Origin of the sequence: Salisediminibacterium halotolerans (assembly GCF_003814815.1) — a bacterium.
GTDB classification, from domain to species: domain Bacteria; phylum Bacillota; class Bacilli; order Bacillales; family Salisediminibacteriaceae; genus Salisediminibacterium; species Salisediminibacterium halotolerans.
Genome location: NZ_RKQQ01000001.1, coordinates 582,829 through 605,522 on the forward strand (window position 1 = coordinate 582,829; position 22,694 = coordinate 605,522).

Annotated in this window: 21 protein-coding genes; 4 read left to right on the forward strand and 17 right to left on the reverse strand. The window is 47.2% G+C overall.

Features of this window, described 5'->3' with window-relative positions:
- Positions 1 to 11: 11 nt before the first annotated feature.
- The 8 genes from EDD67_RS02605 to EDD67_RS02640 all read right to left on the reverse strand — a co-directional run bounded on the left by EDD67_RS02605 (position 12) and on the right by EDD67_RS02640 (position 8,963).
- Entirely contained in the window at positions 12 to 473 is a 462-nt protein-coding gene (locus tag EDD67_RS02605) for a peroxiredoxin-like family protein (protein ID WP_277872131.1), read from the reverse strand.
- Between the two features lie 207 nt (positions 474 to 680).
- Positions 681 to 3,152: a YhgE/Pip domain-containing protein gene (locus EDD67_RS02610; RefSeq protein ID WP_121440453.1), complete on the reverse strand. Its 2,472-nt coding sequence runs from the start codon at positions 3,150 to 3,152 to the stop codon at positions 681 to 683.
- A gap of 115 nt (positions 3,153 to 3,267) precedes the next feature.
- Positions 3,268 to 3,600, reverse strand: coding sequence for a PTS lactose/cellobiose transporter subunit IIA (locus tag EDD67_RS02615; protein WP_093074455.1), 333 nt, complete (start codon positions 3,598 to 3,600; stop codon positions 3,268 to 3,270).
- Between the two features lie 25 nt (positions 3,601 to 3,625).
- Complete coding sequence (locus EDD67_RS02620) at positions 3,626 to 4,927, reverse strand: PTS sugar transporter subunit IIC (protein ID WP_121440454.1); 1,302 nt, start codon at positions 4,925 to 4,927, stop codon at positions 3,626 to 3,628.
- A gap of 25 nt (positions 4,928 to 4,952) precedes the next feature.
- Positions 4,953 to 5,267 (reverse strand): PTS sugar transporter subunit IIB, encoded by a 315-nt coding sequence (locus EDD67_RS02625; protein ID WP_093074451.1) that lies wholly within the window; start codon positions 5,265 to 5,267, stop codon positions 4,953 to 4,955.
- A 22-nt stretch (positions 5,268 to 5,289) separates the two neighbouring features.
- Complete coding sequence (locus tag EDD67_RS02630; RefSeq protein ID WP_121440455.1) at positions 5,290 to 5,556, reverse strand: hypothetical protein; 267 nt, start codon at positions 5,554 to 5,556, stop codon at positions 5,290 to 5,292.
- A gap of 221 nt (positions 5,557 to 5,777) precedes the next feature.
- Complete coding sequence (locus EDD67_RS02635) at positions 5,778 to 8,504, reverse strand: sigma 54-interacting transcriptional regulator (protein WP_121440456.1); 2,727 nt, start codon at positions 8,502 to 8,504, stop codon at positions 5,778 to 5,780.
- A gap of 69 nt (positions 8,505 to 8,573) precedes the next feature.
- Entirely contained in the window at positions 8,574 to 8,963 is a 390-nt protein-coding gene (locus tag EDD67_RS02640) for a VOC family protein (RefSeq protein ID WP_093074445.1), read from the reverse strand.
- A 145-nt stretch (positions 8,964 to 9,108) separates the two neighbouring features.
- Between EDD67_RS02640 and EDD67_RS02645 the strand changes: the two genes are divergently transcribed.
- Entirely contained in the window at positions 9,109 to 10,005 is an 897-nt protein-coding gene (locus EDD67_RS02645) for an AEC family transporter (RefSeq protein ID WP_121440457.1), read from the forward strand.
- A 240-nt stretch (positions 10,006 to 10,245) separates the two neighbouring features.
- Here EDD67_RS02645 and EDD67_RS13780 read toward each other — a convergent pair whose 3' ends face one another.
- Positions 10,246 to 10,410: a hypothetical protein gene (locus EDD67_RS13780; RefSeq protein WP_158638256.1), complete on the reverse strand. Its 165-nt coding sequence runs from the start codon at positions 10,408 to 10,410 to the stop codon at positions 10,246 to 10,248.
- A gap of 132 nt (positions 10,411 to 10,542) precedes the next feature.
- Between EDD67_RS13780 and EDD67_RS02650 the strand changes: the two genes are divergently transcribed.
- The gene (locus EDD67_RS02650) at positions 10,543 to 12,084 is read left to right on the forward strand and encodes a BCCT family transporter (RefSeq protein ID WP_121440458.1); all 1,542 of its coding nucleotides are present in this window, start codon (positions 10,543 to 10,545) and stop codon (positions 12,082 to 12,084) included.
- 34 nt (positions 12,085 to 12,118) lie between these two features.
- On the opposite strand, the gene EDD67_RS02655 is transcribed toward EDD67_RS02650, so the two are convergent.
- The 5 genes from EDD67_RS02655 to EDD67_RS02675 all read right to left on the reverse strand — a co-directional run bounded on the left by EDD67_RS02655 (position 12,119) and on the right by EDD67_RS02675 (position 18,173).
- Positions 12,119 to 12,718: a response regulator transcription factor gene (locus tag EDD67_RS02655; protein ID WP_121440459.1), complete on the reverse strand. Its 600-nt coding sequence runs from the start codon at positions 12,716 to 12,718 to the stop codon at positions 12,119 to 12,121.
- A gap of 16 nt (positions 12,719 to 12,734) precedes the next feature.
- The gene (locus tag EDD67_RS02660) at positions 12,735 to 13,850 is read right to left on the reverse strand and encodes a sensor histidine kinase (RefSeq protein WP_121440460.1); all 1,116 of its coding nucleotides are present in this window, start codon (positions 13,848 to 13,850) and stop codon (positions 12,735 to 12,737) included.
- Between the two features lie 10 nt (positions 13,851 to 13,860).
- The gene (desA, locus tag EDD67_RS02665) at positions 13,861 to 14,904 is read right to left on the reverse strand and encodes a Delta(5) desaturase DesA (RefSeq protein ID WP_121440461.1); all 1,044 of its coding nucleotides are present in this window, start codon (positions 14,902 to 14,904) and stop codon (positions 13,861 to 13,863) included.
- Positions 14,905 to 15,084: 180 nt separating this feature from the next.
- A complete protein-coding gene (locus tag EDD67_RS02670) occupies positions 15,085 to 16,149 on the reverse strand; it encodes a glycerophosphodiester phosphodiesterase (protein WP_242006050.1) in 1,065 nt (354 codons plus the stop codon).
- A 290-nt stretch (positions 16,150 to 16,439) separates the two neighbouring features.
- Positions 16,440 to 18,173 (reverse strand): BCCT family transporter, encoded by a 1,734-nt coding sequence (locus tag EDD67_RS02675; protein ID WP_121440462.1) that lies wholly within the window; start codon positions 18,171 to 18,173, stop codon positions 16,440 to 16,442.
- 470 nt (positions 18,174 to 18,643) lie between these two features.
- Between EDD67_RS02675 and EDD67_RS02680 the strand changes: the two genes are divergently transcribed.
- Entirely contained in the window at positions 18,644 to 19,963 is a 1,320-nt protein-coding gene (locus EDD67_RS02680) for a cell wall-binding repeat-containing protein (protein WP_186805994.1), read from the forward strand.
- A gap of 97 nt (positions 19,964 to 20,060) precedes the next feature.
- Here the strand turns inward: EDD67_RS02680 and rlmH are convergent, their stop codons facing one another.
- Positions 20,061 to 20,540 (reverse strand): 23S rRNA (pseudouridine(1915)-N(3))-methyltransferase RlmH, encoded by a 480-nt coding sequence (rlmH, locus tag EDD67_RS02685; RefSeq protein WP_121440463.1) that lies wholly within the window; start codon positions 20,538 to 20,540, stop codon positions 20,061 to 20,063.
- A 190-nt stretch (positions 20,541 to 20,730) separates the two neighbouring features.
- Positions 20,731 to 20,886 carry a CxxH/CxxC protein gene (locus tag EDD67_RS02690; RefSeq protein ID WP_121440464.1) on the reverse strand — a complete coding sequence of 52 codons (156 nt, stop codon included), beginning with the start codon at positions 20,884 to 20,886 and terminating at the stop codon, positions 20,731 to 20,733.
- Positions 20,887 to 20,980: 94 nt separating this feature from the next.
- Here EDD67_RS02690 and EDD67_RS13785 point away from each other — a divergent pair, with 94 nt between their 5' ends.
- Positions 20,981 to 21,139: a hypothetical protein gene (locus EDD67_RS13785; RefSeq protein ID WP_154718771.1), complete on the forward strand. Its 159-nt coding sequence runs from the start codon at positions 20,981 to 20,983 to the stop codon at positions 21,137 to 21,139.
- A 275-nt stretch (positions 21,140 to 21,414) separates the two neighbouring features.
- On the opposite strand, the gene EDD67_RS02695 is transcribed toward EDD67_RS13785, so the two are convergent.
- Positions 21,415 to 22,677 (reverse strand): S1C family serine protease, encoded by a 1,263-nt coding sequence (locus EDD67_RS02695; RefSeq protein ID WP_121440466.1) that lies wholly within the window; start codon positions 22,675 to 22,677, stop codon positions 21,415 to 21,417.
- Between the last annotated feature and the right edge of the window lie 17 nt (positions 22,678 to 22,694).

A 22,694-nucleotide genomic window follows, 5' to 3' on the forward strand; every position in this document is an offset into this window, starting at 1 on the left:
CAAACGCTCCTTTAACTTTGCGGTTTTTCCGCTAAATAATAATCCGTTAATTGCAAAAGCCGTTCGGCCGACACGTGATCCTCAGGCGATGCATCGCGGTGCTCAAACAGCAGCTCGCCGTCTTCGTTAAACAGCCATGTCCCGCCTTGAATATATACGTCCGACTGTTTCATCGACGTCATCACAACATCGCGCTGCTTTTGATCTTTCGGCATAATATTTTTCACTTGCCCGGTGACACCGGCCCATGCTGCTTTTGCTAACAGTTTTCCTTTCGGCATCGTCACATGGCCGAGCCCGTAAAAGGCCTCTTTATCCGGATCGCCGTAAAGCGGAAACGGCAGGCCTGTAAATGCTTGCAAAAACGATGAGATCATTTCCGGTTTTGCCGGTGCGACGGCAAACACCCGCACATCACGTTCATGAAATTTGTCCATTTGCTCATGCAACTGCATGAGATGCCCGCGGCAGATCGGTCAACCGAGATGACGGACAAAAACAGCGGCTGTGAGCGGACGCCCTTGGATCTGTTCAGCAAATGAGATCGCATTCCCTTGGGAATCAACGAGCTGATAATCTGTGTTCAATACAATCACTCCTTTTTATGCTTGATACCGTTGCTATTCCCTGTTCCAGCTGTTTTTATACGAATTTTTTCAAATCCGTTACGCTATCACGCCTTAATCAATCAGCCGGCTTGACTTCGATTTTTCCGACGTTTTCTCAATTTTCTCTGCTAACAGCGGCTTTAGAAAAATTCCGACAAGCACGGACAGTGCCGCACTTGAAAGCAAAATCATCACATTGTACCGCACCACTGAACCGACAGCGCCGCCGACCGCTTCGCGCAAAAGATCAATCGCATACGTAAACGGCAAATACGGATGAACAGCTTGGAAAAACGGCGGCGCCGTCTCGATCGGGAACATCCCGCCGCCGGCCGATAATTGCAAAACGAGAAATACGATCGCGATCGCCTTGCCGATGTTGCCAAAAACGGATACGAGCGTATATACAATCAGCATAAACACAACGCCGATAAAGATGCTCGCGGTAACGAGCATCACCGGGTGCTCGGCATACGTCCCGAGCAGCATCAAATTACCGATGCTGACGATCAACCCTTGCAATGCGCCGACAATGATAAACAAGAACCCGCGCCCGAAATAAACATCGCCTGAAGTGAACTTTTCCTGCCGGTCCGGACCGATAAGCCCGGTGCTGACTAAATTCGCCAGCAACAGAGCGCCGACCCATAAAGCGAGCGCAGAATAAAACGGCACATTCGCTGAGCCGTAATTCGGCACCGGAAACAGCTGGTTTTCTGTTAAAGTGACCGGTTCACGAAGCCAGGCACTCTCATCGGCCAAGTCATTTTGCAAAACATCTATCAATTCCGATACGGTTCGCTCTTCTTCCAGCTCCCGCAATTCATCCGCCGCTTGTGATACCCCGTCATCAATATCCGGCAGCCGGTAGCGTCCAAAATCCGCAGCCGCAGTCACAGCCTCATCGACCACCGGAGCGGCGCTCTCCACCTCATTGACAATCTCTGTTGCTGACTCTTCTGCTTCCTGCAAATCTGTCCGAATAAACACGGCTGCATCGGCTGTTTTTTCTTCCATGACAGGAAGATCGGAACGAATGAAATCTTCCGCCGCTTCCAAAGAGCTTTGCATCTCCGCCCACGAATCTCCGCTTATCTTTTGGAGGTCTGCAATCACGGTTTCGATTTGCGGGAAATGTTCCTCCGCTTGCGTTAAGCCTTCTTCAGCTTGAGAAGCCGAGCGCTCTGCTTTGGCAAAAGCTTCATCGACATCTTTGATATACTCTTGCGCGTTTTTCAGCTGAGCTTGGCCGTCTTCAATACTCGTTTCCAGCTGTTCTTCGAGAGTGTCGATATTCTCTTCTTCCAGCAGTTCTAAAACGTAACCTTCGATTTTTTCAACGCGTTCATCAGCTTCATTCAATGCCTCGGTCAGGTTCGCAAGATCGGCTAATTCCTCTTCATCGAGGACCTCTTCATACTGTTCAAGCTCATTATGCACGTTTTCCGCCTGTTCAGCCGACTCACTGATCATCTTGGAAACAGCGGCGAGATCTTCTGTCAACGTGCCCGTTTCAAGTGACGACGTCACTTCGGCGAAATCAGCTTCCGCGGCAGCCGCCGAAGCGAGTTCCTCCTCGATCGCTTCCAGTTCAGAACGGGCATCGCCAAGCATCGTTTGAATTTGTTCCGCTTGATCCAATCCATCGCTTAAAAGTTGTTCAAATTCAGGCAGACGGTCTTCAACCCGGCTAAGGTCTTCAGCAAGGTTCTCCATATCAGGCAGCGATTCTTTAAGTTCCAACGCCTCGTTTGCCGACTCTCTTATCTCCGGCATTTTCTCATCTGCAGCCAAAATCAGCTGCGCTCCTTCTTCTGCCTCCGGGTGTAATTCGGTTAATTCAGACACTTTCTCCCGCTCAGAAGCGATCTCTTCTCTATTTTCATCGAGATAAATCGCCGCATCGGTATAGGATTTCACCGCCGGCAAACTGTCCTCGACATCATACACCGCATTCATCAGCCGTTTCATCGCCGGGAGTTCTTCTTCAAGTGTCAAACCGATCTGATCAAAGGTTGTGAGCATCGCTTGAGACGTTTCTTTTGTAAACTGTTCATTCATTTTCCCCGTGACCGTTGTCGCACCGGAATCCGTCATTTTCGGGGCGATTGCGTTGACTTTTTCATTCACTTCGTAATGCACTTCTGCCTGGCGGGGTTCGCCGTCTAAAAACGCGCCGATGTCTTGTGAAAAATCGGCACCGATCTGAATACTCGCATAATACTCCCCTTCGCGCACGCCTTGTTCCGCTTCATCCCGGTCAACGAACGCCCAGCCGAGCGAGTCGTTGTCAGCCAGCGATGCGGTCACCTCTTCGCCTAAATTGACTGCTTCACCTTCAAGCGTTGTCCCTTCGTCTTCATTAACAACCGCAACTTCCACACCCTCGGTATTCGCATACGGATCCCAAGCCGCTCCGATGTTAAACCACGCATACAGCGACGGTAAAACAGCGAGTGCAAAAATTAACAACCCGGCAAGCGGAACCCGCTTAATATTATGTAAATCTTGTTTGACGACAAGTGCCGTATGTTTCAACGTCATCGTGTTCCTCCTGCCTGTTTAAGTGAATCATCCCTTCCGTTCTACGTAAAAATCCGCGCAAGGGTTTCAAATCAAAAAACGACCCTCCCCCGTTAACGGGAGAGGATCAGAGTCTTTAGCTTTCAAGTTTTCCGAGCCGCTGTTCGAGCTCATACATTTTGCGATTCGTTTCAATAAAACGCCGGGCCATATTCATTTCAGCCAGGGCAGTCATTAAATGATCCTGTGCGTGAATCATCAAAAATGTTGCATTGACGCCTTCATCAGAAGCGCGAACTGCTTCGGTCTGGTATTGATGACCTTCTTTCATTTCTGCCTCGGCAGCTTTCATTTTCTCTTCTGCTTCATCAAATTTGAACTCTTCAGCGAGGTCAATCGCTTCATACGCTTCCCCGCGGGCGTTTCCGCCGTGGAGGATCAATTTAAACGCTTGTTCTTCCTGATTCAAAATGCATTCCTCCTCATTCTAATAATTAGCTTTCAGCAGACTCTCCTTGCTCTGCTGCTTTCTCTTCGTTCGCCAGCTGCTTGTCATAGGCTTTAAAGAAAGGCCAGTAAATTAACGCAGCAACAATCACGTTTAGGATTTGCACGAGACCGGCTAAGAATTGACCGCCTGTGGCAATAAACCCGCCGAAGAAAATCGGCATCGTAAACGGCGGCTGAATAACTACCGGATTCAATACGCCGGTTGTAAACAAGATGAAGTTTGACGTCACAATAACAACCGGTGCTAAAATAAACGGAATCATCATGAGCGGGTTCAACACGATCGGCAAACCGAAGATAATCGGCTCGTTAATATTGAAGAGAGCGGGAACGATCGCTGTTTTACCGACCTGTTTAATTTGTGTTGAAATCGCAAAGAGCATAAAGACCGCAAGACCTAACGTCACACCCGAACCGCCGATGTGCGTGAACATGTGAAAGAACGGCTCGGTTACAATACCGCCGCCTGTTTCACCGGCAGCCTGCGCTTCCACGTTGCGGTCCATCTGCGAAAGCCAGAATGGATACGCCACAGATGAAACAACGTTCATGCCGTGAATACCCATTGACCAGAGAACCATCATAATCAAAATCATCCCAAGCGCTGCCGGATACGTGTTCGATGCAGCAACAAGCGGTTCAAATAGACTCATGACTGCCTGCGGCAAGGTCACTTCAAAGTTTGCCCATACAATCCATTGAATTATCCACGTCGCCGGCAAAATAACCAAGAACGGCACGAGAGCGGTAAACGTCCGCAATACATAAGGCGGAACACCCGGCGGCATTTTAATCGTCAAACCTTTATTTACAAAAAATCGCATAAGTTCAGTAACAACAATACCGATGATAATCGATACAAACAAACCTTCCCCGCCTAAATAAGCGAGCGCTTCACCAAATGGCACTTCAGTAATATCCTGGACCGGAAAGGCAGTCATCATAAAGGCAAGCATCGAGAGAATACCGGCCATAACCGCGTCCATGTCGCGTCTTTGCGCCAAACTGTACCCGACACCAAACGCAACCAGCAAGGCTACCAGTCCAAAGGTTAAATGGAACGGAAACATTATTTGCCCTTGGATCGGTTCAATCGCATTCGCCCATGCCTGAACGATTCCCCATTCCAAATCGGCCGGCGGATTGGCAATAATCAGAAACAACGCCCCTGTGATAATAACCGGCAAGGCAAAAATAACAAAGGCATCACGGATCGACTGCAAATAGATGTTTTGCGCTATTTTCCCGAGCGGGCCGATCAGCTTATCTTCAAGCCAATTCAACATAGTTAAAAACCTCCTGCAGAAATAATTATTTTACGAGTTCTAAAACTTGATCAAGTACTTTATTCCCATCCATTAAAGCAAACGCGCGCTGGTCAACCATTGCGAGCGGAATCTCTGCGTTATCGGCCACTTTTTGCATTTCTTTTTTCAAATGACGTACTTGCGGTTCTAACAGCGCGACATCATACGTTGATGCTTTTTCTTTAAATTCTCCGGTACCGCCAGCATGTGCAACAACATCCAGTCCGCGCTCTTTTGCCGCCTCTTGAACTTTCTGTGCTAATGAGCTTGACGTCGCTCCCCAACTGCACAAAATAACAACATTGATTTGTTCACTCATTGTAATCCCTCCGTTTATTTTTTCATGTTTGCTGCCGTCTCTTCGCTGCTTTTACGGCCCGATGTCTGTCGAGGATTTCTTTACTCGCAACATCAATTTTTTGATAATGCTTCACAATCCACGTTGCAAACCACGTCAAAAGACTGACAAAGATAGCGAAGCCAATACCGAAAAGTAAAATCGTCATCGCTCCCGGCTGATCCGTAATCACACTGTACAAGCCGTACCCGATCCAAATGGCTGAAAATACGGACGCATACGCGATCGCGTAGCGTTTGCTCATCGTCATATCATCCCTCCTTTCCGTGAATTGAAATCAATTGTATCGGCTTCACCCTTATTTTATTGCAAGAACTATGCCAAAAATTTAATCCCTTTCGCGAAAGGGCTTAAAGAAAGCGCTCTCATATGTGTGTAATCGTTTTCTTGCACACTTTGCACACTGCAGGTCTGCACCAACAAAAAAAGAACTGTTGTTGCACAGTGAAATTTCTGTGCAACAACAGCTTGTCAGGTACTTTCGAGAACTGTTGCCGGTTGACTTAATGCGGTCATTTCAGCGGCCGCATCATTGGGATAGTGAATACTGTTTGCTTCCTCAAGCGCAGCAAGCACAAGATTCCACAAATGCAAATCACCGGCAGGAAGCGCCAGCGAATGAATATCAATCCGCCTCGATTCCGAGGTGTAAACAAGTCCGGTTTGTTGTTCCATTAACACACGGTCTGTAAGCATACCCAAATGCATCATAATGCCGATTTCCCGCTCTGGATCCCAGCGGAAATGCTGCCTGAGCGAGTGAATATGCTGTTTCAATACAGATATATACAAAGAAACATCAAGTTTTTCAACAATTTCTGATAAACCTTTCATGATCAAGTCCAACACTTCTGCGAATTGCACCGGCTCGTATGAATTCGCTTCGGCCGGTGTCACCGCTTCAGGTCTTGTGGACAGTACGATATCGTAGAGCCTTGAAGATTTTTCATCACGCAGTACTTCCCAAGCAGGTATAAATGGGACATTTCCGACATGAACAGGGACGGTGCCGACAATCGCAATAATCGAGTATACTTCCATAATTTCATAAATCCGGTCCGTGTTGCGCGCAACCGGATCAATCTGCACCGCTTCAATAACAACATCCTGATCGTCAAATGACAGCGACTGTTCGATCCAATGTTTCAAAAAAGAGGCTGTACGTTCACCTGTGAAACAGACTGTTGCGATGAAGCGCGGCTTATTTTGCAAAGCTGATGGATTGCCGGCAACATGTTCGCCCGGGTTTAACGCTTGCAGCTCTTCACTGATCCCCTCCAGCGTGTAATGAGGCGTCATCACTTTTCTGCCGGCTTCTGTCACCATGTTTAAGTGGACGTTCGGAATCAGTTTATAAGGCTGAGCGGCGCTTGTCAGGACATTTTTTAATTCTGCCGGCAAATCAATATCCGTTAAGATCAGCATCCCTTCACTGTGAGGCTGTTTGCGAATAACTTTTTCCAAATAAGCTTTAGTTTGTTCAACCGGCGCCGCGAGCGGTCTGTCCAGCGAAACTGTTACAGGGGAACCGAGCAAATGATTCGCGACATCAGACATCGACGAGGCCGTGCATTCCCCGAGCGACGTAATCAGCACGGTAATCGAGGCTGAACGGTCAAACGCTTCCGAATGAGGGACAAATAAATGCGCCAGCAGCGTAATCTCCTCTTCGGGCAAAAGCAAATTATTTTTGTCCCTAAGCGCGGTCGCCAGCATTTTCGCGGCACGGTGGTATTTCGCTTCTGTGCGGCCGATCTCCGGAAAGAAACGGATCGGCTCTTCCGATAAAATCCGGTCCCGGTATGCCTGGATATGAAGCGAGAGAACAAAGATTTGATTCAAATTAACGTCGAATCCTTCTTGTTTTCGAATCTCATCCGCTTCGCCGCGAAGGGTCGCTGTAATATCTTCATCGATATACTGGCCCCAATTATTCAAGTGCAAATGTTCTTCAGAACGCTGCACGAGCTGGCTGATATATCGGTTGACTTCCTGGCGCAATTCGTGATCAAGTTCATTTGCATCCGCTTCGCCGAGCTGGTCGCGTTTCGTTAAGAGCCGCTCATAAATCGTCGGCATTTTACGCGCGTTGCCCGCTTTTCCGTTCGGAACATCCGAAGCAATCTCTAAATACGTATTTTCGTGAACTTTCGGGACATCTTCCGCTTCTGGACGAACATAATCCGGTAAATCCGCCGGCTTTACAATAACTTGCGTCCCGCCGTTCATAAAACGCAAAAATGCTTGGGCGCAGGCGATTTGGATGTCGCTTTTCAGCTGACCGATATTACCGCTGCAACGGTAACGGAGAAAACGATTATACGCTTCTCTGTCGAGGGCAATTTGACGGCCCATTTTATGCGATTCTTGCGCTAAAAAATAATGGATAAATTCACTTCGCTCATCAACAGTGCGCTCCCGTAAACTCGGGATCCTCAGTTTAAAGGAAAACCTGCGCAAAAGCGTATCTAACAGCGAACGTTCGATCGCTTCTGTTGTCGCACCGATAATCGTCACCGTTGCATGGCGGTCGAGCGTCGCTTCGCCGAGACGTCGATAGACCCCTTTATCGATCAAAGAAAAGAGCATTTCTTGACCGGAAGACGGCAGACGGTGGATTTCATCTAAAAAGAGCACGCCGCCGTCCGCTTTGGCGACAAGACCGAATTCATCTTGCGTTGCCCCGGTAAAGGCTCCCTTTTTAATACCGAAAATTTGACCGACCAACAGCTCCGGATTCTGCGCATAATCCGCACAGTTAAACGTCACAAACGGCGTTTTAGGATCCAGGTTATGATGTTGAACGGCGATATCGTAGATCGTTTCGGCGAGAAAGCTTTTGCCTGCTCCCGTTTCACCGCTTAAAAGCAAATGAAGAGGCGAAGATGGATACAATAGCGCAGCTAAACCTTTTTCGATCACTTCTTCCAGGCTTTCTGTCGCTCCGATCATCGGAATGTTCTCCGTTAAAGCGTTGACAGGTTCTACATGAACGGTATCTTCTGACAAAGGGCGGTATTTGACAGGACGCCCGCGCTTTTTTTCGATTTTTCCCGCCTTAACTAATTCATTAAGGTATCGGCTTGCTGTTGAGCGTTCCAACTGCAAACGTTTCGCGACAGACATTGCCGTTACACTTTCCGGGTCTTCTTCATACATCGCTTCCAGCGTTTGCAGCACATCATCTGCCCGTTCCATCGCACCCCTCCCTCAAGACAATATCTCCTATCATTTTACCATCTTTTATTTCATAACGAAGCTTTTTTGTCAGATTGTCAATTCGAGTCGATTTCCTTCCGGATCCAGTATAACGCTTTCATAATAGCCGTCACCAGTAGTTCGCGGACCATCCAAAAGCGGGTATCCGTCATTATGCAATTTGACAGTCAGTTCATCGACTTTCTTCTTAGATCCCAAAGACATCGCCATATGAATCAGACCGATATGATTGCCTCCGTCAGCAACAGGCCGTTTTTTTACGTCCGGATTGGCCATTAATTCAAGGCGCGCACCGTCATGAAAGGTCAAAAAATACGATTCGAAATTTTTCTTGCTGTTTCGATATTTGTTTCCTGATTTCGCTGCAAAATAGTTTTCGTAAAACGCGCGCATATTTTCGATATCTTTCGTCCAAATCGCTACGTGTTCAATTTTCATGATTTTTCCTCCTTTATTTTTCGTACCGTTGTAATAGATTATTTCTATCATACACGATCTCCAGCATTTCCGCATATACACTAGAGGGTTTTAGCATCCGGCGGACTCACGTATAATATAGATGCCAGAAAGGAGAAGAATTGACGTGACTATTTTTATTGAGGTTGTGCTCCCTGTTTTACTCGTCTTTGCCATCGGCTTTGCGGTGCAAAAATGGAAAAGTGTCAGCATTAAATCTGTCTCAGTTGTCGCTTTGTATATTGCTACGCCCGCCCTTGTCTTCCAAACGTTTTACAATGCAGACATTGACAGACAATACGGTTATATGGTTTTGTTTGCCTTTTTACTGCTGTTCGCCTTAATTATCGTCAATAAAGGCGCGGCCAAAATCGCCGGCGCGTCCGAAGAAAAAGAAAGCGGCTGGATCTTGGCGACCGCCTTCATGAATTCCGGGAACTACGGGGCGCCGATCATTCTTTTTGCTTACGGGGAAGAAGGCTTTGCCTTTGCCGTTTCTTTTATGGTCTTACAAGCGATCATCATGAATATTTTCGGTGTCTACTACGCGGCGAAAGGCAATGCCGGGGCGAGATACGCGGTAAAGGCTGTATTTTCGATGCCGGTTACATACGCTTTGATGCTCGCGCTTATTTTTCAGCTCACTGCCTTTTCAATGCCGGAAAACATCATGGGCACGGTCGATATTCTTGCAGAAGCGGCGATTCCGCTCGTCATGGTGATCCTCGGCATGCAGCTGGCGACAATGACGTTTGGTCAGCTCGAGTGGAAAGATGTTTCGTACAGTGTTTTCGTTCGTTTAATTATCTCGCCGATCATCGCCTTCGGTATTGTGCAGTTCATGCCGCTCGATCCGCTGTTAGCGAACGTCTTAATCGTCTCAGCAGCCACCCCTTCCGCTGCGACAATCGTTATGTATGCTGTCCAGTTCGATAATCAGCCGAAGTACGTCTCCGGTGTCACACTCGTCTCTACGTTGCTTAGTATTGTCACGATCACCGTGCTTCTGATGATCTTGCCGTAAAAGATCATTATCCGAAAAACGCTCCGATGATCCGGAGCGTTTCAGATTGTAGACAAATTATTATTTTGACGTAAGCCGCGCAGCCACTAACCTCCGCTTGCCCCGGGCAAGGACTCAGCTAGTATTCGGCGGCCTGAGGCCGCCGAATACGGATCTTCGTCTCTTGCTTTCCCGGAGGCGTCGGAGGAAGCGGCTGCGTGGTTTTCTTACTTTGCAGAACAACATTGCCACTGCGCTTTTTTAAACAAGGAGGATGACCCAGCATCCCGGCTTAATCCTGCGGGAAAGCGAGATAGGCGAGACCCTGCAGGGCCAAGCCCGAAGCGGCTCGGCGCTCGCCCGCGGAAAGAAGCCGGACGATGCGTAGTCATCCGTTCCTTTTAATATGACATCTATCGATGTCATGACTTTGTCGACAGTCTAAAACGCTCCGGTGATCCGGAGCGTTTTTCATTTTTCGTTTGCATTTATTTTTTAATCTGTTATAATCATTGCTTGTGTGAAAAAAACGCTTGACTGAACAATCAAGGAGGCTAAATCTTGCATAATTCAAACAAAATAGATTGGGCGGTTATGAGTATCAGCGGCGGGCTATTGCTCGTTTTTGTTCTTATGTCGCTTTTCAATGCGGCCCTTGTCGGTGAATGGGTCAACACATCCTTTCAATTTTCAACGACTTACTTCGGAGGATTTTGGCAAATTTTAATGCTCTTGACCTTTTTAATCGCTCTTGCGATCGCATTTTCGAAATACGGCCGCGTTCAGCTCGGAAATATGCAAACACCGGAGATGAGCACATTTAAATGGATCGCGATCATTATGTGTACATTGCTTGCCGGCGGCGGCGTTTTTTGGGCTGCTGCAGAACCAATGCAGCATTTTCTGTCATCGCCGCCGATGTACGACGAAGTTGAATCGGGAACGGCTGAAGCGATTTTACCAGCAATGTCACAGTCGTTTTTGGATTGGGGGTTTCTTGCCTGGGCAATCCTCGGGACTTTGAGCGCGATCGTTCTGATGTACGGACACTTTTCGAAAGGCATGCCGATGAAACCGCGGACATTGCTCTACCCGCTGTTCGGGGAAAAAATCATGCATAAAAGTGTGCTCGGGACACTTGTGGATGCCTTTTCGATTATCGCGGTTGCTGCCGGGACAATCGGGCCAATCGGCTTTCTCGGCTTGCAGGCTTCTTACGGAATCAATTCGCTGTTTGGCATCCCTGATACGTTTATGACTCAACTGACGATTATTTTTGCCTTGATTTTAATCGCATCCATTTCTGCCGTTACCGGCGTGCATCGCGGTATCCAGATTTTAAGCCGCTTTAACGTTATATTTACGTTCATCTTAATCATTCTCGTGCTTTTGCTCGGCCCTGGTGCGTTTATTATCGATTCCTTTATCGGCGGTTTCGGTGTTTACATCAGCGATTTCTTTGAGACGAGCCTCTATCGCGGAGACGGCGAGTGGCTCTCCTTTTGGACGATCTTTTTTTGGGGCTGGTTTATCGGCTACGGGCCGATGATGGCGATTTTCATCAGCCGCATATCCCGCGGCCGGACGATTCGCGAATTGGTTACTGCGGTTGCCATTATCGCGCCGATTGTGACGAATTTTTGGTTTTCCGTCGTCGGCGGCTCCGGTATTTTTTACGAACTGCAAACGGCCGGATCGGTTTCTGAACCGCTCGACTCAGGGGGGATGCCTGCGGCAATGATTGCGATTGTCGAACAGATTCCATACGGCACTGCACTTGCCGCCGCCTTCCTCTTAGTCACAATCGTCTTTGTCGCCACAACGAGCGATTCGATGTCGTTTACGATTTCGATGGCTGTTACCGGTGGAGGCAATCCGTCTTCGATGCTCCGGGTATTCTGGGCTGTCACGATGGGCGCTGTCGCCTCGGTTCTCCTCTTTATCGGTGAAAGCAGTGTCGATGCATTGCAATCGTTTATTGTCTTTACAGCCGTACCGGTCTCGCTGATTTTACTGCCGATGCTTTGGCTTGCTCCGCAAGTTGCAGGCAAGATGGCTAGAGATCAAGGAATCGTTCCTAACTATTCAACGACGAAATAAATAACCCCCGGCAAGCATGTCTGCTTGCCGGGGATTATTTTGACCAGCCTTTTTCTTTATAAACAGTTATGGCCTCAATCCGATTGTCGACTTCAAGCTTTTCAAGAATCGATGAAATATAATTTCTCACCGTCCCGTTTGTTAAAAAGAGCTCAGTCGCAATCGCTTTTGTGCTTTTGCCTTTAGCCATTAATTCAAGAACATCAATTTCCCGATCAGTTAAGGGATTTACTGAGCTGTAGACATGATCGATCAGCTCCGGGGCATAAACTTTTTTTCCTTGCATAATTTTTCGGATCGCATCAGCCAAATCTTCACTCGGACTATCTTTTAACATATATCCCAGCACACCGGCTTTAACAGCCCGCTGAAAATAACCTGATCTGGAAAAAGTCGTTAATATTAATATGCGGCAAGGATGATCGGCCAATTTTTCTGCAGCTTCTAAACCGCTCATTTTTGGCATCTCAATATCGAGTAAACAAACATCCGGATTATATTCACGCACTGCTTTTTCAGCGTCCTGCCCGTTGGATGCTGTCGCCAAAACCGAAATATCGTCTTCCAAATCCAACAGCGATGACAGCGCCCCGAGCATCATCTTTTGGTCTTCCGCAATAACGATTTTTATCATCGCTTGTTCTCCCCCTTTACGTTCTGGCATCTCCCGGCACATGAATCACAACGGTCGTGCCGTTATTTGAGGATACATCCAGAGTTCCGTTGACAAATTCCAACCGCTCTTTCATTCCGGATATCCCGCTCTCAGAGTGATTCAGCTTGCCAGAACTCGGGATGCCTCTTCCGTCATCAGTTACTGTAACAGTCAACGCGTTTTTCGTCGATTCGACCTTGATATGACAATTTGCCGCACCGCTGTGTTTGACGACATTGGTCACCGCTTCTTTTAAACACATGCTGACGACGCTCTCTGCAATCGCGAGTGAGTGCGGAAGGGTTAACGACCCCTCAACTGTACAGCTGATATTCGCTGCCGCCAAAAGTTGTTTAACGCGGTCCATCTCATCTTCAAGCTTCGTTCCGCGCATTTGTGTTACCAGTTCCCTTAATTCTTTTAAGCTTATACGGGCGGTTTTTTGCACTTCTTTTATTTCTTTCGCAGCTTTCCCCGGATCTTTTTCCAGCAGTTTTTCCGCAAGGTCGCTCTTTAAACCGATCATCGACAGCTGCTGGCCGAGCGTATCGTGCAAATCGCGAGCAATCCGCTGACGCTCCTCCATTTTCACCAGTTCAGATATTTTCTGATTCGCATCTTCGAGCTGTCCCTGCAATCTGTCTTCTTTCACTTTATTATACGTACTGACAGGTAATAAAATGACAGCGATTAAGCTGAGAAAGACGAACGGAAGCTGCGTAATAAATTCAGTGTGAGTGATAAAACCGTAATAGCTCGTTGCAAATGTACTCGTTAACAAAATTGGATAGAATGTCCAAAATGCAGCGCGCTTAGTCAAGTGACCGATAAAATACGCGAGGAACAAAAAAAAGTACATATATCCAAATAAAAGTGTCATCGCTGCGGCGATCACCATTTGAACGCCAGCACCGGCATAGACTGCTCCGCCTCTCGTCGAAAACGACAGCCCATAACTCAAAAAGAACCCGGCCACCATGGCTGTGCCTACGGCAATCTCCAATGTGGTCGAGTCCTGAAAAATGAAGTAAAACGGGAGGATGGATAAAAAGATCCATACATACGGTGAAAGCCCGTGGTTTTTCATAAAGGTTCTATGGCGTCTTTTCACCCTCCGTCCCTCATTTCATCGTTAGTCTGTTGCCATTATTATAGCATAGATTGCGTTCAGCCGATAAACGGCGGGCGGCTCGAAAACCGACAAAGGATTTTGTTTCTTCATCCCACAGCCGGAAACGAAGTGATTTCAAACTCGTCCAAAGTGTGATCTTCGTTGCCCGCTGCAGCGGAGGCGCGGCAATATGGGCATCTTCAAGATAATAGTTCGGCACACGGGGGCTCAAATGATGGACATGGTGAAAACCGATATTTCCTGAAAGCCATTGGAGCACTTTCGGCAGTTCGTAGTAAGAGCTTCCGTCTACTGCTGCATGAACATAACTCCATTCATCATCATGTTCAAAATACGATTCTTCGAACTGATGCTGGACATAAAACAGCCAAATCCCAGCCATTCCGGACAGAAAAGCAATCGGTGCTTGGATCAACAAGACGGCCTGCCAGCCGAACGCCGCAACTAAAGCCGTGTATACAGCAACAATCGATACATTCGTAATATACGTGTTCAGACGCTCTTTACGGCGTGCATTTTTTACATTAAAACGGTATTGCACGAGAAAAACGACAATCGGTCCTAATCCGAGCATGACAACCGGATTGCGGTATAATCGGTAAGCGATCTTTGTTTTTCTGGGAGCATCTTCGTATTCGTCAACGGTCATAAGCCACATATCGCCGGTGCCGCGTTTATCTAAATTGCTGCTCGTCGCATGGTGAATATTGTGACTGTTCTTCCACTGTTCATACGGTACGTGCGTCAACACTCCGGTGATTGTCCCAACGATTCGATTCGCCTTGCGGCTTTTGAAAAAAGACTGATGACAGCAGTCATGAAAAATGATGAACGTGCGGACGAGAAAACCGGAAGCAAGGATTATCAACGGGATAGAAATCAAATAACTCCATTGTAAACTATAGAACGCAAGCCCCCATAACAGCAGAAACGGCAACAACGTATTAACCATTTGTTTCATGCTTTGCAGTGAATTCGTTTGTTCAAACGGTTTGACGTCTTTTTTTAATTCGGCAATATTTTTTTGGCTCATCGTTGAACCTCCTTTTTCAAACCTACCTATTTAACGTGTTTAATTTGTTATCTTCATCGTACACTGCATAGCTTGGAAGCGTAAGTCATAAACGTCAAAAGAAGGGGATGACAAATGTCATACCCTGATAAAAACAGCCGGCAAAGAGTATCTTTGCCGGCTGTTTCTTCCTATTTTTCATTAACGATTATCAAGTACCTCGTGAAGACGATCCGGGAAGTCTGTAAACAAACCGGTTACGCCCCAATCAATTAAACGTTCCATATCTTCTTCTTCGTTGATTGTGTAGACGTGGAACATAAAATCATGATCAAGTGCTGTTTGGACAAAGTCTTCATCGATCACTTCGGTTCCGTCGTAATATTCCAAATGCGGGCCGATGCCGTCAGCGTATTCAGCAATTTCTTCAAAATGCTCGTCTGTCATCTCATCGGGCGCTTCGGTAATTTCAAGCCATTCTTCCATTTCACCTGTTTCTTCATCAACTTCCCACCATAAGAGCTGTACTAAAGGAATATCAGGATTGATCTCATGAATTTCCTGCAAGCTGTCTTGATGGAACGATTGAATGATGACATTTCCTTCGTCATCGAAGCCGTGTTCTTCAACAAGATCAACCATCGGCTCTTCCATATCTTCGTTCAAATAAGTTGATTTCGTTTCGATATAATAATTTTGCTCTGATCCGTACATTTCAAAAATTTCATCCAAGGCGAGAATTTCCGCCCCTTCAAAATCGTCGTTCGCTTTATCCGGGTATTCTTCATTAAACCATGAACCGGCATCCAGCTCTTTTAATTCTTCTAATGTATGATCGCCAATTTCGCCTTCACCGTCTGTTGTGCGGTCTATTTCATCATCGTGAAATGCGACGAGTTCATCATCAGCCGTTTTTTGAATGTCCAATTCGAGCCAGTCAGCATCCATCTCAATCGCTTTGTCGAGTGCAGGCTCCGTTTGCTCTGGCGCGTATCCGCTTGCACCGCGGTGAGCAATAACTTTAACATCATCCTCATCGCCTGCCGCTTCGTCGTTCAGTTCGTTATTCTCACCATTGTTCTCGTTATTTTCATCGTCCTCGTTGTTGTCTTCAACGTTTTCCTCAACATTATTGTCGGCTGTGTCATTATTCTCATTGATGTTGTTGGCAGCATTATTTTCGTCAGCATTCCCGCCGCAAGCGGACAATACTGCAACCATCGCCAATGCGCTGACAGATGTTAAGCCGGTTTTCTTCATACTCATAAATTGTTCCTCCTATTGTCTTGTTGACTGAATGCTTCATTTCGACGCGCCGAAATTAAAGTTCATTAAAATGTTAAAAATTTATTTAACATTCACTCATTTTATAGAACCTCTCGAAAAAGGTAAAATTGCTTGAACCTTCTTCACAAGAGATCTCAGTTCATATGCTTGGTTTAACAGCGATTAATGCGCTGTATCTGCAAATTCTTCACAATCTGTCCTGGATAACGCCTGTCTTTCTGCTTAAAAAAACCGGCAGCAGACGGAAATGTCTGCTGCCGGTCAGGTAATTATTTGTCCTTCTCGTTTTCAGTGTCTTCTTCTGCATCCGCCTCTTCTTCGTCATCCAAGTGCACTTCATCAATGACTTCGGTTGCTTCATTTTCATAAATGTTATACGCATCTTCTAAATCCTCTTCTTCAATGATTTCTTCACTGAAGCGGTCTTCCTTCTGCAAATCAGCCAGTGCCGCGTAGATGCGCGACCGCTCGTAAGGAAGGGACCCTTCGCGCAATTCTTTATTCAGTGCGTAAATCAAACTGTAAATCATAAAAAACATGATAATCATAAACGGAAAGCCGCCGAGCACGGCTGATGTCTGCAAGGCGGATAATCCGCCGGCCATTAACAGCACCGCTGCAAACGCACCTTCTAAAACACCCCATGTGATCCGAAGCTTCATCGGCGGGAACATGTTCCCTTTCGAGGTAAGCATGCCGAGCACATACGTACCGGAGTCAGACGAGGTCACGAAAAAGACCGTCAATGACAGCATCGCAATAACGACCAGCAGATTCGTAAGCGGGAAACTTTCTAACAAAGCAAAGAACCCGGCTGCTTCATCTTGCATTACAGCATCAATAATACTCGTGTCTGTATAATGCTCGTTAAACAGGGCAGCACCGCCGAAAATACTGAACCATACAATACTTGCGGCTGTCGGTGCCAACATGACGCCAATCGCAAAGCTGCGGATTGTCCGGCCGCGGGAAACACGGGCGATAAATGAGCCGACAAACGGCGCCCAAGAAATCCACCATGCCCAGTAGAAGATCGTCCACGCATCGTACCAGCCTTCTTGACCTTCCCCGGCAGCATCAATGCCAAAAGACATGGAAAAGAAGTTTTGCAAGTATTGGCCGGTCGAGTGCGTCAGCGCATCAAGAATAAACAGCGTCGGACCGAGAATTAACACAAAAATCATTAAGGAACCAGCCACACCTAAGTTCGCTTGGCTGAGCCATTTGATGCCTCGGTCAATCCCCGTTGTTGTTGAAATGATTGCCATCAACGTAACGACAAAAATAATCGTCAGCCATAACCCCGTACTGTTTGGAATGCCAAACAAGGCTTCGAATCCGCCGCCGATCTGCATAACTCCGAACCCGAGCGACGTTGATATCCCGAACAGGGTCGAAATAACCCCGATAATATTTACCGTACTGCCAATTTTGCCGTCAATCCCGTCCCGGCCGAGAATCGGCTCTAACGTGGAGCTTAACAGCATCGGCAATCCTTTACGGTAAGTAAAATACGCCAGTGAAGCAGCAACAATGGCATAAATCGCCCATGGATGAAATCCCCAGTGGAACAAGGAAAACTGCAACGCTTCATGAATCGCTGCCGACGATTGCGGTTCCGCAAACTTCGGCCAATCGTAGTGATTAATCGGTTCAGAAACACCCCAAAACAGTAAGCCGATTCCCATCCCGGCGCTGAACAGCATCGCAAACCACGACGTCGTGGAATAAGCCGGACTTTCGCCGTCCTCGCCGAGTTTAATTTCACCAAGCGGACTGAAAATTAAGTAAATCGTGACTAGAACAAAAACTCCGGCGCCTAAAATTAAGGACCAGCCTAAATATTCCGTCACCCAGGCAAATATCCCTTCGATGTATGGTTCAAAATTTGGTAAAAATACACCCATTATAACAAATGATACAGCAATAACTAATGAAATAATAAAAACAGGTGTTTTCATTGCTTGGCTGAAAGTTTGCAGCCCTCTGCGTCGTTCTCGCATCGTTAGCCTCCTAAAACATCTTTCCCGGTATTCATCAAGTACATAGATTCGTGAAACAAACGCGTGAAGATCATTTTCTCTCTTTAAAGACATACAAACGGATTTCCTTTATGTCTGTCAGACATCGTCCGGAAATCCGTCAATTTGCTGTATATACCTGATTTACAGGAAATATTCGAGCATTGCACACAGATGACAATACCATAACAATCGCGTGTCAACAAATAACAAAGAGGTACGAAAAGTGGCGTTATAACGAGAAATAATAAGGATATCACAAATGATTGCATACATTCCGCTTATATAAGCCTGCAAAAAGTGTCAAAACTGTTGTTCCATTCTGGTCTGTTTCGTATAGGAGAAAACTGCCGGTTGAAACGAATGCGTCACCGTGGTCTGCATTGTTTCTGCAAACATTCGTTTTACAATTCAACTGTATTAAAAACGTCGTAGAAAGAGGAGGAATTAACATGAAAAAGTTCGTTTCACGATCCGCAGCTTTGTCTTTGCCTTTGTTTTTCGCAGCCTGTGCTGATAATGAGCCTGCCGAAAATCAAGCTGATGACAATGCCGATTCTGACAATCAGCAATATGACATGAGCAGCAATGAAGAGACAGCTGAGGAAAACATGAACAATCATAATAACGAAGGAAATAACGGGAGCGGACACGGACACGATGAAGAGCAGCATGAAGAATTTGCATCCGAGCCGGATTCGATTAACGAGGAGGCAAACGCCGATCTTCGTCATCAGCAGACGAAAAATGTCACGCGGATGGATACAGACAGCCCAAGCGATATGGCCTTATATATTTCACAGCTCGTTTGGCCCGCCACACATGAAGACAATCAACCGGGGACGGTCATTTTAGCTCCGGAAGACGAATGGCAAAAGTCATTAGCCGCAACGACACTGATTCATCACCCGAATGACGGCCCGGTCCTGTTGATGGAGGACGGAATGATTTCAGCAGAAACGATCAATGAAATTGAGCGGTTAAACCCAAAGGGAAATGAGAACGGGACCGAGGTAATGATTATGGGTTCAGCTGAAGAGGAAACCCTCTCAGAGCTCGACAATTATGCAACCGAACATTTTGATACAGAATCCGTTCCTGAATTTACCGCGGAAATCGATGAGTATTTTGCCGAACTCAGCGGAGAGGCCCCAGAAACGGTCTTCATTGCCTCTTCGGAAGAGGAAGCACAGCTGTTTTCTTTAATTACCGGCAGCTGGATTGCCCATATGGACGAGCCGCTTCTGTATGTTGATGATGACGGCGTTCCCGATGCGACAGCCGAAGCATTAGAAGCAAGAGACGGCGACGCTTCCATGTACGTATTCGGAACCGAAGAACTTATTTCTGAAGACACGCTGAATGAACTGAATGAGTACGGCGATGTTGACCGAATCGCAGGCGAAACCCCTGAAGAGATGAGCATCGAATTTGCCAAATACCGTTCCGACGATGAATTAGTCGGCTGGGGCCAGGAAGAACCCGGTCATGGGCTGAATTTTGTATCAACCGAAAATCCTCAGTTTGCCATCAGCGGATCGGCGCTCGGACATTTAGGCAAACATGCACCGCTGATTTGGCTCGAAGACGGTGAAATCAGTGCGTCGCTCTATGAATATATGGCGGAGATTCGCCCGGTTTTTGAAGATGATCCGATGGACGGCCCTTATAACCATGCGTATTTGTTAGCCAGCCAAGAGACCGTGCCGTTTCAAACGCAAGGCATTATTGATGAAAAGCTGGAAATCTATGGCGAGCACGGCGGTCACTGATTCGTGAAATAAGTAAGCCGCGCAGCTCTCCTCCGACGCCTCTGGGAAAGCAAGAGGATCAGCATTAGCGCTGATCCTCTCTTTTCTTACAGTCAAGCTATTTGTGATACGGCTCTCCGCGGTTGATTTTAAACGCGCGGTAAATTTGCTCGAGCAAAATCAGCCGCATGAGCTGATGCGGGAAAGTCATCGCAGAAAACGACAATGACTGATCGGCCCGTTTCATGACACTTTCAGACAAACCGACCGAACCGCCGATCACAAACGTCAGTTTGCTCTTCCCGTGTGTCGTCAGCTGATCGATTTCTTTTGCAAGCCGCTCAGAACTCCATTGCTTTCCATCAATCGCCAAGGCGGTCACGTAATCATCCTTGTGGATTTTTTGCAAAATCCGTTCGCCTTCTTTTTCCTGGACCTGTTTGATTTCCGTTTCACTCATTTGTTCCGGCGCTTTTTCATCGGCAACTTCAATGTGCTCGACCGTCGCAAAAGCGGACAGGCGTTTCGTATATTCGTCAATTCCCTGTTTTAAGTATTTTTCTTTCAGTTTTCCGACGGCAATGAGTTTGATTTTCATGTTCGCATCCTTTCTTCACAGGTTATCCACAGAAGTTATCCACATATGCACATTGTTTCCCGTTGAATTTCCGAGCACGGACGGCCTGGCACAGAAGAAATCTGTGGATATTCACAAAAGTGCCCCCGAGTGAATTTCATTTATGTGGATAAACTTGTTTACAACTCTGTGCACAAGCACTGAATAACTTTTACTGTTCGCGTTTTTCCACAACATAGGCTGCTTTTTCTCCGCAAAAAAAACACGCTTCGTCACGATCGGTTTTTTCCATCTCCGGCGGCAATCCGCCGTCTTCAACACACTCTTCAAGCGCTTCGCCAATATGCTCTGCACAGCTGTATAACATGATTTTGCCTCCTTCGATCCGAACTAAGTCAGTTACGTTCAGTCTAACAAAAAAAGAAGGAGCAGACACTCCCTCTCAAAGTGTTGACAAAGTCATGACATCATTAAATGTCATGTTAAAAGGAACGGATGACGACGCATCGTCCGGCTTCTTTCACCTGAAGGTATCACTGCGACATCGGCTCAAAAAGACTTCGCCGTGTCTTACTAGTCCGCGGGCGAGCACCGAGCCGATTCGGGCTGATGCCCTGTAGGGTCTCGTCTATCCCGCTATCCCGCAGGAGAAAGCCGGGATGCTGGGTCACCCTCTTTTTTGAAGCGAGTGTATTAATAAAAAAGAAGCCATGCATCCACTCCTCCGACGCCTCCGGGAAAGCAAGAGACGAAGATCCGGATTCGGCGGCCTCAGGCCGCCAAATACTAGCTGAGTCCTTGCCCGGGGCAAGCGGAGGATAGTGGATTCATGGCTGACATAAAAATATAGTTTATCTGCAGTCTGAGAAGGAGCAGACACTCCCTCTTTCAACCATTACGGCTGCTCTTCAAACACTTCGCGTGCGAGTGTTATGTCGGTTGTCTGTTCTTCACCGTCACGGTAGAACGTGACATCGAGCGTGTCATCCACATCCGATTCGTTATATAAATACCGGCGCAGATCGTTCGCATCGGATATTTCCTCATCATCAAGACCGACAATTACATCGCCGGTTTCTAATCCGCCTTCTTCAGCCGGACTGCCGCCTTCAACATCCTCGACGAGCACACCGCCGGTCACATCGTCGGGAAGGTTAAACTCTTCTTCCCAAAATGCGCTCGGGATCTCCTGCATCGAACGAAGAACAATGCCCATTTGCGGACGGAGCACTTCGCCGTGCTCCTCTAAATCTTCTATCGTCGGCAGAACAACTGAGGTCGGGATCGCAAACCCGATGCCTTCAACAGCTTGCTGGGCGATTTTCATCGAATTGATTCCGATCACTTCACCGTGAATATTTAACAGCGCGCCGCCGCTATTGCCCGGATTAATCGCTGCATCGGTTTGCAAAACTTGCGCGTCCCAATCCGTTTGTCCCGTTCCGGTTAAATCAATCGGGATCGTCCGGTCAACGGCGCTGATGATCCCTAACGTCACTGAACCTTCAAACGCGAGCGGATTGCCGATCGCAATCGCCGGTTCGCCCGTTTGCAGCTGGTCGGAATCACCGAAATCAGCCGTCGTATCAATGCCGTCTGCATCGATTGTCAATACAGCTAAATCCGTCAGCACATCTTCGCCGACGATTTCCGCTTCGACTCGAGATCCGTCATTTAGAGTCACTTCAATATCACTCGATCCGACCGTTGCTCCTTCAATCACATGCTGATTTGTCACAACGTATGCCCGGTCACCTTCAATTTTATAAATAACACCGGAACCTGTACCTTCCGGTTCTTCATCCGGACTCTCTTGCTCCGGCATAAAAAAGCCGCCTTCTTCATGAATCTGCATATTAACGACGCCGACAACCGCATCTTCGACTTTAGCAACCGCCTCGCTCACTTCTGATGCCGGTTCGATTTCAGCCGATTCAGCCGGCGTATCGCCGTCGTCTTCCGCTTCTTCTGCTTCCGCAGGATCACTATCGGCCGGCGCTATCGTGTAGGGAAGAAGCCCCTGACCGGCAAGAACCGGTATCGTGAACACGACAATCAACGCGCCGATAACCGCGCCGATTAAACCGTATATGCCTGATCGATTCGATTTTTCGCTGCGCTTTTTTCCTTCGTTTGTGTGCTGATCATAATAACCCATCGCCCTCACGCTCCTAG

What these genes read in the sequence shown, in the direction of transcription:
- EDD67_RS02610 (WP_121440453.1), bottom strand. Translation starts at nt 3,152, where the DNA reads ATGACGTTGAAACATACGGCACTTGTCGTCAAACAAGATTTACATAAT.
- EDD67_RS02620 (WP_121440454.1), bottom strand. Translation starts at nt 4,927, where the DNA reads ATGTTGAATTGGCTTGAAGATAAGCTGATCGGCCCGCTCGGGAAAATA.
- EDD67_RS02625 (WP_093074451.1), bottom strand. Translation starts at nt 5,267, where the DNA reads ATGAGTGAACAAATCAATGTTGTTATTTTGTGCAGTTGGGGAGCGACG.
- EDD67_RS02630 (WP_121440455.1), bottom strand. Translation starts at nt 5,556, where the DNA reads ATGACGATGAGCAAACGCTACGCGATCGCGTATGCGTCCGTATTTTCA.
- EDD67_RS02635 (WP_121440456.1), bottom strand. Translation starts at nt 8,504, where the DNA reads ATGGAACGGGCAGATGATGTGCTGCAAACGCTGGAAGCGATGTATGAA.
- EDD67_RS02640 (WP_093074445.1), bottom strand. Translation starts at nt 8,963, where the DNA reads ATGAAAATTGAACACGTAGCGATTTGGACGAAAGATATCGAAAATATG.
- EDD67_RS13780 (WP_158638256.1), bottom strand. Translation starts at nt 10,410, where the DNA reads ATGACATCGATAGATGTCATATTAAAAGGAACGGATGACTACGCATCG.
- EDD67_RS02655 (WP_121440459.1), bottom strand. Translation starts at nt 12,718, where the DNA reads ATGATAAAAATCGTTATTGCGGAAGACCAAAAGATGATGCTCGGGGCG.
- desA (WP_121440461.1), bottom strand. Translation starts at nt 14,904, where the DNA reads ATGAGCCAAAAAAATATTGCCGAATTAAAAAAAGACGTCAAACCGTTT.
- EDD67_RS02670 (WP_242006050.1), bottom strand. Translation starts at nt 16,149, where the DNA reads ATGAGTATGAAGAAAACCGGCTTAACATCTGTCAGCGCATTGGCGATG.
- EDD67_RS02675 (WP_121440462.1), bottom strand. Translation starts at nt 18,173, where the DNA reads ATGCGAGAACGACGCAGAGGGCTGCAAACTTTCAGCCAAGCAATGAAA.
- EDD67_RS02680 (WP_186805994.1), top strand. Translation starts at nt 18,644, where the DNA reads ATGAAAAAGTTCGTTTCACGATCCGCAGCTTTGTCTTTGCCTTTGTTT.
- rlmH (WP_121440463.1), bottom strand. Translation starts at nt 20,540, where the DNA reads ATGAAAATCAAACTCATTGCCGTCGGAAAACTGAAAGAAAAATACTTA.
- EDD67_RS02690 (WP_121440464.1), bottom strand. Translation starts at nt 20,886, where the DNA reads ATGTTATACAGCTGTGCAGAGCATATTGGCGAAGCGCTTGAAGAGTGT.
- EDD67_RS13785 (WP_154718771.1), top strand. Translation starts at nt 20,981, where the DNA reads ATGACATCATTAAATGTCATGTTAAAAGGAACGGATGACGACGCATCG.
- EDD67_RS02695 (WP_121440466.1), bottom strand. Translation starts at nt 22,677, where the DNA reads ATGGGTTATTATGATCAGCACACAAACGAAGGAAAAAAGCGCAGCGAA.